The 13,356-nt window shown below is 68.0% G+C and carries 6 protein-coding genes; 1 reads left to right on the top strand and 5 read right to left on the bottom strand.

Annotated features, from left to right (window positions below; genetic code table 11):
* Nucleotides 1-23: 23 nt before the first annotated feature.
* Complete coding sequence (locus DAT35_RS13335; protein ID WP_108067376.1) at nt 24-932, bottom strand: MBL fold metallo-hydrolase; 909 nt, start codon at nt 930-932, stop codon at nt 24-26.
* A gap of 96 nt (nt 933-1,028) precedes the next feature.
* Here DAT35_RS13335 and DAT35_RS13330 point away from each other — a divergent pair, with 96 nt between their 5' ends.
* Nucleotides 1,029-1,961 carry a LysR family transcriptional regulator gene (locus DAT35_RS13330; RefSeq protein ID WP_146209692.1) on the top strand — a complete coding sequence of 311 codons (933 nt, stop codon included), beginning with the start codon at nt 1,029-1,031 and terminating at the stop codon, nt 1,959-1,961.
* 1 nt (nt 1,962) lies between these two features.
* Here DAT35_RS13330 and DAT35_RS13325 read toward each other — a convergent pair whose 3' ends face one another.
* From DAT35_RS13325 to DAT35_RS13310, 4 genes are all read right to left on the bottom strand, one after another.
* Nucleotides 1,963-2,952 (bottom strand): RNA ligase family protein, encoded by a 990-nt coding sequence (locus DAT35_RS13325; RefSeq protein ID WP_108067867.1) that lies wholly within the window; start codon nt 2,950-2,952, stop codon nt 1,963-1,965.
* Nucleotides 2,953-3,002: 50 nt separating this feature from the next.
* Nucleotides 3,003-4,247 carry a cytochrome P450 gene (locus DAT35_RS13320; RefSeq protein WP_108067374.1) on the bottom strand — a complete coding sequence of 415 codons (1,245 nt, stop codon included), beginning with the start codon at nt 4,245-4,247 and terminating at the stop codon, nt 3,003-3,005.
* 270 nt (nt 4,248-4,517) lie between these two features.
* Nucleotides 4,518-7,913, bottom strand: a complete 3,396-nt coding sequence (locus tag DAT35_RS13315; protein WP_158501685.1) for an FG-GAP-like repeat-containing protein — start codon at nt 7,911-7,913, stop codon at nt 4,518-4,520.
* Nucleotides 7,914-8,064: 151 nt separating this feature from the next.
* A complete protein-coding gene (locus DAT35_RS13310) occupies nt 8,065-13,347 on the bottom strand; it encodes an ATP-binding sensor histidine kinase (RefSeq protein ID WP_108067866.1) in 5,283 nt (1,760 codons plus the stop codon).
* Nucleotides 13,348-13,356: the final 9 nt, after the last annotated feature.

The raw sequence follows: 13,356 nt of genomic DNA, 5'->3' as shown, positions 1-13,356 counted from the left end.
CGCGCGCTACCAGAGGAGCGCTATCAATACCGCAGCGTCGGGCCTGCGGCGACGAGATCCAGTCGGAAGGGCTTCCCCTCGCTCGCCTTGCTGAGCTCGTGGATCGGCTCCCGGTAGAAGGCATAGGTGGAGTGGTGGATGGGCAGCACGTAGCGCGGGCGGATTGCATCAGCCAATGTGACGACATCCGCCGCCCTCATGCTGATCTGTCCGAAGGGGCCGGTGGGTCCCACCCCGCCGACATGCGGCACCAGGACGTCCGGACTTCCACGTGCACTCACCGCCTCCACGACGTCGGGGGTCGGCAGGGTGTCACCCGTCCAGTACAACGTTCGCTTCCAGGCGCCCTTGCTGAACTCGAGCCAGTATCCATTCCCCGTACCGAGGGCTTTCGCGATTGCTGGAGCTCTCGAATGGCGCGCGGGCATCGCGGTGATCCGGACCCGTCCCGCACTCGAGTCGAAGGTGCGAGTCTCTCCCCAGGTCAGGCCGTCCACCATCCTGAAGCCCTTGGTCCGGAGCGCCGCTACATCGGCCGTTGGTGCGAGCACCGCCAGCCCTCGGTCGAGAGTGGACGCGGCCTGCTGGTCGAAATGGTCTTCGTGGATGTGGCTCAACAGCAGGAGATCGACTCGCCGCAAGTCGACGCCGGCGACTGGCGTGAGCCGGTGATGCGACCTGACGGTCTCGTGGTCCACTGCATCGTTTGGATCGCCCATGGCGAAGGACTCGCCCAGGGTCGGATCGGTCAAGATCGTGAGATCGCCGAACGTGATGACCAGGGTGGGCCCCCCCACCCACGTGACCTCCACGTGAGGCTCCGCCGGTCCGTCCTTCGTCCTGGCCGATGCGTCGGGGGCGAGCATCAAGCCGACAATCCCCCATGCCATGAACCCTACGACTCGCAGCAGTTCTCGTCTCGTCAGCGCCATCGGTCCCTCCGCTGTTGAACGAGAGAGAAGCTAGCGGCTGTGCCTCCAGCGCATTAGTTGGACGTCCTTGCGCAGTGTGTCTCGGATCTTCGTTCAATGATCGGTCTTGCCCAGATCCAGGCGTTCCTGGAAGTCGCTCGCTCGGGGAGCTTCGCCAGCGCCAGCCAGCGCCTCTCCCTTCCCCGCTCCACCGTCAGCGCGCGCGTCCGCGCGCTCGAGGCGCATCTGAACGTCCGGCTGCTGCATCGGACCACCCGGCGCGTCGCGCTCACCGATGAGGGCCGGCGGTACATGGAGCGCTGTGAGGAGGCCCTCGACAAGCTGGCCGAAGCCGAAGCCGAGCTGCGGTTCCCGGATGAGCTCTCGGGCACGATCCGGATGACCGTGCCGATCGATATGCCGAAGCTCGGCTTGACTGAATTGCTCTGCGCCTTCACGGACCGTCATCCGTCGATCCAGATCGAGGTCCTCGTCACCGACGAGCCCCTGGACCTGGTGGCCAACAATCTGGATCTCGCGCTCAGAGGTGGCGCACCAGGCGCAGCCGGACTGGTGGCGCGAAAGCTGGGTGAAGGAGACCTCGCGTTTCACGCCAGTCCTGAATATGTCGCCCGCCGGCTGCCCTCGCGGACGCTTTCGAGCTTGTCGGAGCACGTGATTTTCGACCCCGCGCATCGGCTATCGCGGCGCTCTGACGCAAAGGTCCAAACCGGGAGCGTCACAACGCGGAACTTCGAGCTGGTAAAGATGCTCGCCATCCGCTCCCGGGGAATCGCGCTCTTGCCCAGGAGCTTCTGCGCGCAGGAGGTGGCGTCTGGAGCGCTCGTCGCGCTGACTCATGACGGGGCGATACCGGCACTGCCGTTGTATCTCGTCATGCCTTCCAGGCGGCACGTGCCGGCCCGCGTGCGGGCGTTTATCGACTTCCTGACCGCGCCCGGCGACGCCTCGGGGGAAGGTCTGGCCGGAGGCGGGTTCGGCTTGGGCGTAGGGGTTGGAGTGGGCGCTGGGGTTGCGGCGACCTCGTGACTCATCGCGAGGGGGGTGGTGCGAGCGCTGCCTGAATGAGCGGCAAGGCGCGTTCTCGGATTTGAGCCGAGAGGAAATCTTCCGCCTCCGCGTCGAGCGAGCGATAGGCGAGGGGAAACGCCAGCTCCAGGTCCATGAGCACGTCGAGGACCACCTCATCGAGAAGGGGTTCGACCCGGTCCCGTCCGCACTTGGAGAGGGCACTGGCGATGCGCGCGGGGTTGACCAGCCGCGCGGACCAGTCTGCCAGGGCCTCCACGGAGAGCGGTTGGTGGGGGTCCCATGCCTCGCTCTCGTCGAAGCGGCCTTCGTTGAACTCCGTAATCTTCCGTTTGACGGAGGCGCGTGCGTTGGGGGGAGCGCGCTGGTCGCTCTTGATGACGAGCCCCTCCGCCACGTTGTCGGCGATGGGCGGCAGGCCCAGCAGGCCTGGGACCCGTGTCGGGCCGCGCGTGGGGACGGTGTCCATGTCAGCGCGCGTCCCTCGCCGGAGGACGGGCGGCGTCAGGACTCCTGCGTCGCTGGCCACGGCCTCCAGCTCGTGGTGGGCCAGCAAGGTGCCCTCGTCCTCGTCATCGCGAGCGACCAGGACGTCGAAAGGAGACCAATTCAGGTCTGGCGCGTACCAGATACCTGTCTGCACGGCGGACAGGCCCGGCACGGAGGGCACCGCCGGGTGGGGGTAGTGTCCGCCGAACAGCTCACCGTAGAAGTACACGGTGCTGGCCTCGGCCTTCAGCGCATGGGTCATGCGTTGGGCCGCGGCCCCCAGTGGTGCGCGCAGGAGTTGCCAGCCAAAGAAAGACTCTTCCTCGGACAGCCACGCTTTGCGCTTGCCGAACCACACCTGTCCCGCGCGCACCGCGATGACGAGCTGTGCGCCGTGAATCTTCTCGAGCGCAATCCAGGGGCCGCCAGGGCTGGGTTGGGACCTGGGCTCCCCAGAGGCAGGCATCTTGGCGTAGGGCCGGAAGCGCGGAGGCTGTTCCATGGACGGAAGAATGCCCGAGAAGGGGAGGAGCTTCGAGGACCGGGAGCGCGTCACCACCGCACGGGGAGTGACTCGAAGCCGCGGAAGAGCAGGCCGTTGCACTTGATGCGCGGCAGCCGCGTCTCGTCCAGGTGCAGCTCCGGCATGCGCTGGATCAGTGCCTCGAAGGCCATCTCCAGCTCGGCGCGGGCCAGGATCGAGCCCAGGCAGTGGTGGGGCCCGAAGCCGAAGCTCATGTGTTTCTGCGAGTGGCCGCCGCGGGTGATGTCGAAGCGGTCCGGGTCCGGGAAGACCGCCGGGTCATGGTTGGCCGCCGCCAGCCCGAGGAACACCACGTCCCCCTTGCGGATGGTCCGGCCGCGCAGCTCGAAGCTCTCCACGGCGATGCGATGGATGAAGGGCAACGCCGGGGAGAAGCGGAGCATCTCCTCCACGGCCGACGGTAGCAGGCCCGGGTTCTTCCTCAGCAGCTCGAGCTGGTCGCGGTGGATGAGCAGCTCGTACAGCCCATTGCCGAGCTGATCCGTCGTGGTGAGGTAGCCGGCCGAGAGGATGAGGCTGGTATTGGCCACCACCTCCTCCGTGGTCATCCCTCCCTTCTCCGGAGGGACCTGGAGCATCAGGCTGATGACGTCGTGGCCTGGCGCACGGCGGCGCTCCTCGACGATGGCCGTCAGGTAGCGGTTGATGTCGCGCTGGCCCTCGTTGGCCCTGCGGGCCACGTCCACCATGTTCATCCCCGCCGCGGGGCTGGTGAGCTGAGCGACGGGCTCGGCCCACTTCATGAAACGCTCGCGGTCCTCGGAGGGGATGCCGAGGAGCTCCGCGATGACGAGCGGAGGCAGCAGATAGAAGACCCCCGCCGCCAGGTCCGCGCCGCCCTGGGGCTGCACTTCGTTCAGCAGCGAGCCCAGGATTCGGCGGATGGCCGGCCTCCAGGTGTCGATCTCCTGCGGACTGAACCCCGGGCTGACCTGCCGGCGCAGGCGCAGATGGGCGGCGCCATCCTTGACGGCCATCTCCTGCTTGAAGGTCGCGAGGATTTCTCCCACCGATTCCGCACTCAGTCCCATGAACCGGAACTGGTGCTCCATCACCTGGACGCGGTCGGCGCTCAGCCTCGGGTCACGCAGGCCATTCATCACGTCATCGTGACGGGTGAGCAGCCACGCATGCATCGCGTCCGACCAGTGCACCGGCTCGTTCTCCCGCAGCTCCTTGTAGAAGGGAGCCGGCTCGAGCTGGTTCTCCGGGTCGACGGGGTTGAGTGGATGCTTTCGGGCCGCGCTCGCCATGGTCCGCCCTCCTTGTCAATTGATGGGAATTTCTTCTTTGGCGCGAATGGCTGGGATGGCCAACCTTCCTGGGATTGATATGCAGTTGACAGGCCAGGGTCATGCAAGCGATTGGCCGACACAGCGGCGCTGGAAAGCTCCGTGGTCGGGCGCCTTTCGTGGGTAGGGCCGGGTGGGCACCGTGGGGCCAATCCACTCGATTCGCGGGGCGCGGGCGGGGTGGGGGCGGACACTCCCGGGTCCCGCGCTACCCTTGGGAGCGGGTGGTCACTAACGCACGCACGTGGAGGTCAGCAGCTCCACGCTCCCCCCGGCCGCGAGCAGCTCCATCCGCCCGTCGCCATCCCAGTCCTGAGCCTGGAGGGCATGCACGAACAACAATGCGGCCTGTCCCTGGTGTCGCGAGAAACCGCCGCCCTCCTGGCCCGGAAGGAGTCCCACCCGCCAGTTGTCCTCGGCCACCGCGATGTCCGGATGACCGTCACCATTGAAGTCGCCGAGCACCACGTCGGTCGGTGACCTCCCCACCGGGTACGTTCGCAAGGGGCCCCCCGAGCCAGGCAGGACGCCCACCGTGCCTTCCTGGTTGGCGACCACCACCTCCGCCAGGCCATCCCCATCGACATCCCCCGCGGCGAGTGCCATGGGCGTCTTGCCCACCGTGGCCTTCGTCTGGAGCGTCAGCCGCCCGCTGCCGTCATTGAGGAAGCGCCACACGGAGCCATCGACGGAGTGGGCCACCACCAGGTCGAGGTGACCGTCCCCGTCGAGCTCGGCGAGTGCCAGGGCTCGAGACGCCGGGCCCACGGGCACCACGCGCCACGGAGTCAGGGTGCCCGTCCCGTCGTTGTGGAGAAGGTGCACCTGGCTCAAGGACGGGAGGAGCACGGCCACGTCCGATGCATCGTCCCCGTCGAGGTCTCCGACGGCCACCGCTCCCGGGATGGCCGAGAGGGCGAACTCGCGCTGCGTGAAGGTCCCGCCGCTCTCATTGCGCATCACGTACACCTTGGGAGCGGAGGTCCCCACGATGACGAGGTCGGACAGGCCATCCCTGTCCATGTCCGCCCCGACCCCCGCCACCGCATTCAACCCGGGCATGGGCACGGACCGCACGGCGCGCGTGCCGTCCGGTTGGCTGATGAGCAGCGAGCCGCTCCCGCCACCCATCCCGCCGACATCCACGACCTTGTCACCGTTGAAGTCCCCTCGCACCAGGAAGACCGCCCCAGAGATGCCTGTGGGACGCGAGGAGGAGAAGGTGCCGTCACCCTGGTTGAGCAACGGGAGCACGCCCGCCTTCGAGGACACGAGCAACTCCGGGCGCCCATCTCCGGTGAGGTCTTCCGCCGACACGCTCGCGGGGTCGACCGACAGCCTGAGCTGCTCGCCGGGGCGGAACCCTCCGGCCACATCCCGCCGCACCAGCACCAGCCGGTAGGGAGGATCGGTCGAGATGAGGGCGATGTCCCTCCCACCATCCCCATCGACATCCGCCACCGCCACCGTCCCCACGTCCGCGTCGGTGGAGACATCCACCGGGTCCGCGAATCGGCCCTGCCCTGGATGGCCCAGGAGGGTGAGCTTCCTGACCCCGCCGTAGTACCGGACGAGCACGTCGTCGCGCCCATCGCCGTCCACATCCGCCTGGAGCAGCCCACGAGGCATGTCCCGCAGGGCCATCGTCCCGGCATTCACGAAGCGGCCATCCACCCCGGCCTGGAAGACATGAATCATCGACTGGGGGTGCACGACCAACGCCGCGTCCGCGCCCTCCCCCGGTCCTCCGGGCACGAGCACCACCGCATCGTCGTCGGCATCGGCCATGAGAGGGCTGCGCACATCGGGCGCGAACACCCCGCCGCCCTGGTTGAGCAGGACATGCAGTGTCAACCTGTACATCCCCCTGACCGTGTACGCCACATCCAACAGGCCATCGCCGTTGACGTCCACGACCCACGCCCGTTTGACACTCTCGCCCACCGCCTCCGCGCCCCAGACGAGGGGCTGCGGCGGGAAGAGGCTGCCGTCTCCCCGGTTGAAGCGCACGGCCACGATGTCTCCCGCGGAGAGCAGGTCTGGCGCACCGTCACCATCGAGGTCCCCCACCGCCAGCAACCCCGACACGCGCTCCGAATCCGTTTCGCGCAGCACCAGCGTCCCATCGCCCGCGTTGTCGTAGATGCGGCCATCCGTGGAGACCACATCCGGGTGGCCGTCCCGATCCAGGTCCACGGGGAGCAGCGGGCTGTTGGTGAACCGCGGATCGCCGAGGATGTCCGCCCCGACCACGGGGAGCATGGGAAGGGCGATGGTGGCGGAGCACGCGGGAACGAACGAGACCTTCGTGTCCATGGCGAGCCCGCCCGCCGTCGCGGAGACGCGCACCTCCCGGGGCTGCGTGGAGGTGAGGGTGGCGGAGAAGACCCCGCGGCCATCCGTCCGTCCCGCTCCGCTCGCTGGAACGAGCACGGCGCCAGCATCGGAGACGGACAGTTGCACGGGCGCATCCACCACCGGGTTGCCGCCCGCGTCGAGCAGTTGCACCCGCAGGAGCGCCTGGGCCTTCTCGCTGGCCACGAGCCGCTCCGGCGTGGCGCGTAGGGAGGACGCCGCCGCGTCGGGAGGACCCGCGAGCACCGTGAACGGTGTGCTGACCGCGTCCTGCAATCCCTGGCAGTGGGCCACCAGCCGGACATCCTCTTCGGGGCGGAACACTCGCACCGGGGGGAGGGTCATGAAGCCCTTGTCGAACCTCGTGGACGAAAACGCCGCGAGCGGGGAGCGCTTCCCCTTGCGTTCCACGGAGAGCTCCACCCTCCAGCAGGAGGAGGGAGAGGGGTTGCGAGGGTTTCCATAGTCATCGGTGAGGGCCAGGGTGATTCCAGACGTGAGCGGCGCTCCCGCCGGCACGGAGGCGGGGACGGGCGTGTCGAAGCGCAGCGCGCTCTCCAGACTGGAGTAGACCGTGAACGCGTTGCCGGTGACGGCTGGCGCGCCCATCGCGCTCGCGACAAGGGTCGCGGACCCCGCGCCCAGGATGCGCAGGTACGGGAAGACCGCCTCTCCCTTCGCCAGCGGGACGGTGAGCTGCCCCTCCAACCGGTTGGCCTCGGAGCCGGGGGCCAGTGCGAGGGTGACGCGGAAGGGTCGCGTCACCGGGTGGTTGAATGCATCCACCGCGCTCACCGACACCAGGCCCTCCAGCGTGGCCCCCGCGACCGTCGAGAATGGATGACTCTTGAATGCGAGCGTCCGGGGCGGCCCCGCCACGAACCGCAGCACGGGCTTCTGGTCGAGCACCACCGACGCGTCCCGCCAACGCACATGCGCCTCGAGCGTCACCGTCAGGAGCTCCTGGGCCACCATGGAGAAAGCCGTCTGGCCCGATTCGTCCGTGGGTCTGACGTCGAAGGACTGCTCGTCCGAGCCGAAACGGCCGACGATGGTCACCTCGGCTCCCATGACCGTCTCGCCATTCGAATCCACGATGCGCACCACGCCCACCGAGAAATCCGAGGGGTCCGTCATCACCTCGGTGCGGCTCACGGTGAACGTGGAACGCTCCACGTCCACCACCGGCGCCATTTCCGGTGTCGATGGCGCGGGCCCCTGTTTGCAGCCCGCCACCGAGAAGGCCAGAAGCAGGGACAGGGCTCCCGCCATCCGCCATCCTTGGGACAGCCAGAGAGCGCGAGGCGATGCGTGCTCGACCATATGAGACCGACTCCCGTGTGAGTGGGGAGACCGCAGTCTACCGTCCACCTGAGTTGTTTCTGCTGTCCCTCGTCCGGTGGAGCGCGGCGGAGGGGAGCTCCTAGGGGAGGGGGAGCTCCAGCGTGGCCGTGGCGCCCTTTCCGGGTCCCTCACTCTCCAGCGTGAGATTCCCTCCCATCTGCTGCGCCGCCAACACGCTCGCGTGCAGGCCGAAGCCGTGGCCGTCCTTGCGCGTGGTGAAGCCGTGCGAGAAGAGCCGCTCGCGATTCTCCGGCGCGATTCCCATCCCGTTGTCCACCACCTGGATGCGCGCCCTCTTTCCCTCGGAGGTGAGCCGCACGCACAACGCCCGCTGGCTCTCGGGGAGCACGTCCAACGCGTGCTTCGCGTTGCTGATCAGGTTGATGAGGATCTGCAACACCTTGTGCTTGTCCACCTGCACCTTGGGCAGCTCGGACAGCTCGCGGGTGACGGAGATGCCGTGGCGCTTGAGCGACGCCAGTTGGATGCGCAGGGCATCATCCACGAGCTGTCCGAGGTCGCACTCCACCGCCAGCAGCGACGTCTTGGCGTAGTTCTGCTGCACCTGGACGATGGCGCGGATGTGCTCGATGTGCCGGCTCATCGCCTCCACATCTCCCATCAACCGCTCCTGCTCGCGGATCAGCTCGTCGGAGAGCTCGGCGAGGTAGTCCGGGAGCTGGTTGCCTCGCGAATCCTGGGTGAGGAAGTCCGCCAGGTCCTCGCGGTGCTCCAGGAGCAGGGCCGCGGCCTGTTTCACCCGGCCCACGCGCGAAGCGCCTACGTGCCTCCGCATCATCTCCACGTTGATGACGGCGCTGGTGAGGACGTTGCCCACGTTGTGCAGCACGTTGGAGGCCACCTCGGTCATTCCCACCTCGCGGGCCGTGTCCACCAGCCGCGCCTGGGCTTCCTTCAGCTCGCGTGTGCGCTCCTCCACCCGTTGCTCCAGCTCCTCGTTGGCCTGGCGCAGGGCCGCCTTCCCCTCCTTGATATCCGCGTACAGCCGCGCGTTCTCGATGGAGATCGCCGCCTGTGAGGCGAGGTGGCTCAGCAGGGAGATGCGCTCCTCGCTGAAGGCGTTCGTGGCCAGCTCGTTCTCCAGGTACAGCGCTCCGGAGAACACCTCTTGCCGCATCAGCGGCAGGCACAACACCGAGCGGGCTCTGCCGCGCCGCAGGTACGGGTCGGACGGGAATTTATGGGGCTGGGAGGCATCGCCGATGAGCACGTGCTCGTGCGTGCGCTTGACGTAGGAGATGAGTGCCCACGGCAGCTCGGGCAGCGCGTCCTCCCCCGAAGGGATGACGGCGCTGTCCGGCGAGGCACCCGAGATGGCGGCGACCGAGAGCGTGTCCCCGCTCGGCAGCAGCAGGGCGCCACGCTGGGCTCCGGCATTCGCGATGGCCACCTGCAACAGGGTGGTCACCAGCCGCTCCAGGACGATCTCTCCGGAGATGGCCTGCTGGGCCTTCACCACCGTGAGCGCGTCGATTCGCATCGACTCCGTACTGGTGGTCTCGTCAGCCGAGGCAGGTGGCGGAGCCGACAGGCCAGGCCAGCGCGCTTCCAGGACCCGCGCCTTGCCCAGGGCTCCCCACTGCCGGTACGCCGCATGGGCCTCGCTCGCGAAGGCCTGGGCGACCGTTGGCGCCTGCCGCGCTCGCCAGAAGTTCGCCGCGAGCTCCGCCGCGATGCCGACGTTCTGGGTGAAGCCGTTCTCCTGGGCTGAACGGATGGCCGCTTCATACCCGCGGATCGCCTCATCCAGCCGTCCCTCGAGTCGGGCCAGCTCCGCGAACACCATCCGCTCGAGGGCGCGGAAGGTCTCGGGGACGCTCTCCGCCCATTGCGCCAGCTGCAGGTGGTGCTCCCGGATGGCCTCGAGGGATTTCTCCCGGGCCTCCGCCTCCTGGCCCTCGCAGTTCGCGGCCAGCGCCAGGGCACGGTAGGTGTGGTAGTCCAGGAGGTTGATGCTCCCCCTCATGACCCAGAGAATTCCCGCCAACCTGTCCGCGGCGTCGACCGCCTCCTTGTAGGCGCCGCACATGAAGCGGGACTTGAGCCGGGTAATCCAATAGACGCAGCGCAGGACGCCCATGCGCGTGGACGTCAGCGAAGCCTCGAATGCCTTCTCGTCGAAGCCCTCCCCGCTCAACGTGTCGAACGAGAGCGAGTGCCCGCGCAGCTGCTGCACGTAGCGCTGATGGACGAGGAGGATGTCCCGCGCATCCACGGACCCGGCCCTGCGCGCGAAGTCGCCTCGCACGACCGACTCCTGGTAGACGTCATCCAGGTGGTGACCCATGACGAGGCGGTTCGCGGTGATGGACACGCCGCAGTAGCAGGCCGCCGGGATGTCCCCCATCTGCATCGCATGGTGGAAGCCGCGGAGGGCGATCTCCTGCGCCGCGGAGAGGGGCTGGCTCCAGAAGCTGATGAACTGCAGGCTGTAGAGCACCTTCCCCCGTTGAGAGGACACGTTGTGCCGCTCGAGGAGCTCGCGAGCGAGCTGGCCCCACGCAAGGCCTTCCCGGTACCGCTTGAAGGCGGAGCCGGCCATCACCCCCAGCCAGCAGAATCCAGACAGGGAGGTATCCGTGAAGCCGTAACGAAGCGAGAGGGAGACCATCCGGCACAGGACGATGATGAGCAGGCGGTGATCCGTGAAGTACGCCGGTGCGAAGAGCGAATCGAGGACGCCCATCGCCACCTTGATGTCCGGATCCGCCATGAGTGGAAGGTCGACGAGGCTCTCGATGGGCCGCTCTCCGAGCCGCGTCCGCACCTCCTCATAGGCGGCCACCGCCTCCTCCTCGGAGGGTTGCAAGGGAATGGACATGCCCAGCAATGCCAGACATTCCAGCGCGCAGGCCTTGGCCTCCGGGACCTGGCCCATCCCCAGGAGGATGGCGGTCTTCAGGCGGTAGACGGCCCCCATGTCCGTGTGGGCACGTGCCCGGGGAAGGAGGTCCTCCACCAGGCGGCGCGCCTCGGCGGAATTGCCGCTCATGAACTCGCACGTCGCCCACTCGAGCCGCACCTTGAAGGCCAGCGCGGCATCCGTCTCCCACGGGTCTCCGGGAATGAGCGAGAAGGCCGTCGTGAAGTAGGTGACGGCGGGGCGGTGCGCCACCGAGGCCCTGGCCTTCATGCCCGCTTCCGCGTTCAGCCTCGCGAGGTGGTGGCGCTCCGCGGGCTCGTGCATCAGCTCCACCGCGGCGTTGAGCTGGCTCACCACGTCGAAGAGCTTCTCACGCAGCGCCTCGGGGGCGAGGCTCGCCAGCAGCGACCGGCCGATGCTCAGGTGGATGGCTTTGCGCTGCTCCTCGGTGAGGAGCGCCTGGGCCGCCTGGTGGATGCGATCATGGAGGAACCGGTACTGCTCCGGGCCTCCGTGCATCACCAACCCCTCCTGAAGCGCGGGCCCGAGTCCCTGCTCCACCTCACCCACGTCTCCCAGCGCCGAGAGGGTGTGCAGCATCGGAAGGGAGAAGACATTGCCCAGGCACGAGGCCAGGCTCAGCAGGCGTTGCGCCTGCGCGGGCAGCTGGCGCAGCTTGTCCAACATGAAGTGGACGACGTTGTCCGAGTAGCCCATGGCTCGGACACCTTCGGCGTTCCATTGCCACCCCCCCTCGGGCGTGCGGGTCAGCAGGCCATCGTGGTCGAGCGTCAGCAACAGCTGGCCGAGGAAGAACGGGTTGCCGCCCGTCTTCTGGTGGACCAGCGCCGACAGCGGAACGACGACCTCCCGTTCCGCCCCTGGCAGCGCATCCGCGACGAGCTGCTGGACCTGCTCTTCGCTCAGCGGCTCGAGGTGGAGGTCGGTCACCCGCACGCCCGACTTGCGCACCCCTTCCAGGGTCAGCATCAGCGGATGGGAGGGGCTGACCTCGTTGTCCCGGTAGGCCCCGAGCAGCAGCAGCGGCGGCGTCTCCGGGTGGGTGAGCAGGTGCTGGAGGAGCTGGAGGCTCGCCTGGTCGGCCCACTGCAGGTCATCCAGGAACATCACGAGCGGATGCTCCGGTGTGGCGAAGACGCCGAGGAACTTGAGAAGGACCTGCCTGAAGCGGTTCTGCGCCTCGGTGGGCGGCAGCTCCTGGAGTGGAGGCTGTTTGCCCGCGACGAGCTCCAGCTGGGGAACGAGCTCCACCAGGACCTGGCCCTGCTCTCCCCAGGCCGCCTGGAGGTGCTCGCGCCACCGGGCCAGCTCCGCGTCGGTCCCCGCCAGCAGTTGCTGCACCAGCCCCCGGAAGGCCTGGGCCAGCGTCGCGTAGGGAACGCCGAGGTGGAATTGATCGAACTTCCCACTCAGCAGGAACCCGCGCTGCTGCACCACCGGCTTGTGCAGCTCCATCACCAGCGACGACTTGCCGATGCCGGAGTAGCCGTGGACCAGCATGAGCTCCGCTTGTCCTCCCTGGAGGACGCGCTCGAACCCCCGCAGCAGCGTGGAGACCTGGGCCTCGCGCCCATAGAGCCGCTGCGGAAGCTGGAACTGCTGGGGGACGTCCCGAGCCCCCAGGGGGAACACCTCGAGAGCGCCCTCGCGGCACTTCTCCAGGTCGGCCCGGAGGCCCTCGGCGCTCTGGTAGCGCTCCTCGGCCGTCTTGGCCAACAGCTTCATCACCAGCGCCGAGACGGCCGGAGGGATGGAGGGGATGAGCTCGTGGGGAGGCTTCGGGCGCCACGCCATGTGGGCGTGGAACCACTCGAGCGCGTCACTCCCCTGGAACGGGCGGCTCCCCGTGAGCAGCTCGTAGAACGTCACGCCCAGCGAATAGAAGTCGGTGCGGTAGTCCACCAGGCGGTTCATCCGCCCGGTCTGTTCGGGCGACATGTACGCCAGCGTTCCCTCGATGAGGTGGGCCGGTGCGGCGTCCAGGTGCTCCACGCGCTGGAGCGAGGCCACCCCGAAGTCCAGCAGGCGGGCTCCTCCTCCCTCCGGTTCGGTGACGATGTTGGAGGGTTTGATGTCCTTGTGGATGACGCCGTGGCGGTGGAGCTCCGCCAGGGTCGAGGCCAGGGAGATGGCCAGCTCGAGGAATCGTGGCACCTCCATGGGCGGGCCCACGAGCTCGGACAGTGGCTTGCCCTGCAACCGCTCCAGCGTGATGACAGGGCGGCCGAGAACGTCCTCATGGGAGTAGGCCCGGACCACGCCGCGCACATTCCGCAGCCGTTGCAGGATGCTGAACTCCCGGCGGTAGCGCTCGCGCTCGAGTGGGCCTGGGGAGCGGACTGCGGGCGTCTTGAGGATGACCGGCAGGCCATCGGACTCCCGCATCGCCTGGATGAGCACGTTCGCGCCCGTCGTGCGGAGCGTACCGAGGAGCTTGTAACCTGGGATGTCGAGCATCATGGCTCA

Origin of the sequence: Vitiosangium sp. GDMCC 1.1324 (assembly GCF_003044305.1) — a bacterium.
Classification (GTDB): domain Bacteria; phylum Myxococcota; class Myxococcia; order Myxococcales; family Myxococcaceae; genus Archangium.
The sequence above is the reverse complement of the archived record's forward strand: the minus strand, read 5'-3'. Positions and strand labels throughout refer to the sequence as shown.

What these genes read in the sequence shown, in the direction of transcription:
- DAT35_RS13335 (WP_108067376.1), bottom strand. Translation starts at nt 932, where the DNA reads ATGGCGCTGACGAGACGAGAACTGCTGCGAGTCGTAGGGTTCATGGCA.
- DAT35_RS13330 (WP_146209692.1), top strand. Translation starts at nt 1,029, where the DNA reads ATGATCGGTCTTGCCCAGATCCAGGCGTTCCTGGAAGTCGCTCGCTCG.
- DAT35_RS13325 (WP_108067867.1), bottom strand. Translation starts at nt 2,952, where the DNA reads ATGGAACAGCCTCCGCGCTTCCGGCCCTACGCCAAGATGCCTGCCTCT.
- DAT35_RS13320 (WP_108067374.1), bottom strand. Translation starts at nt 4,247, where the DNA reads ATGGCGAGCGCGGCCCGAAAGCATCCACTCAACCCCGTCGACCCGGAG.
- DAT35_RS13315 (WP_158501685.1), bottom strand. Translation starts at nt 7,913, where the DNA reads ATGGCGGGAGCCCTGTCCCTGCTTCTGGCCTTCTCGGTGGCGGGCTGC.
- DAT35_RS13310 (WP_108067866.1), bottom strand. Translation starts at nt 13,347, where the DNA reads ATGCTCGACATCCCAGGTTACAAGCTCCTCGGTACGCTCCGCACGACG.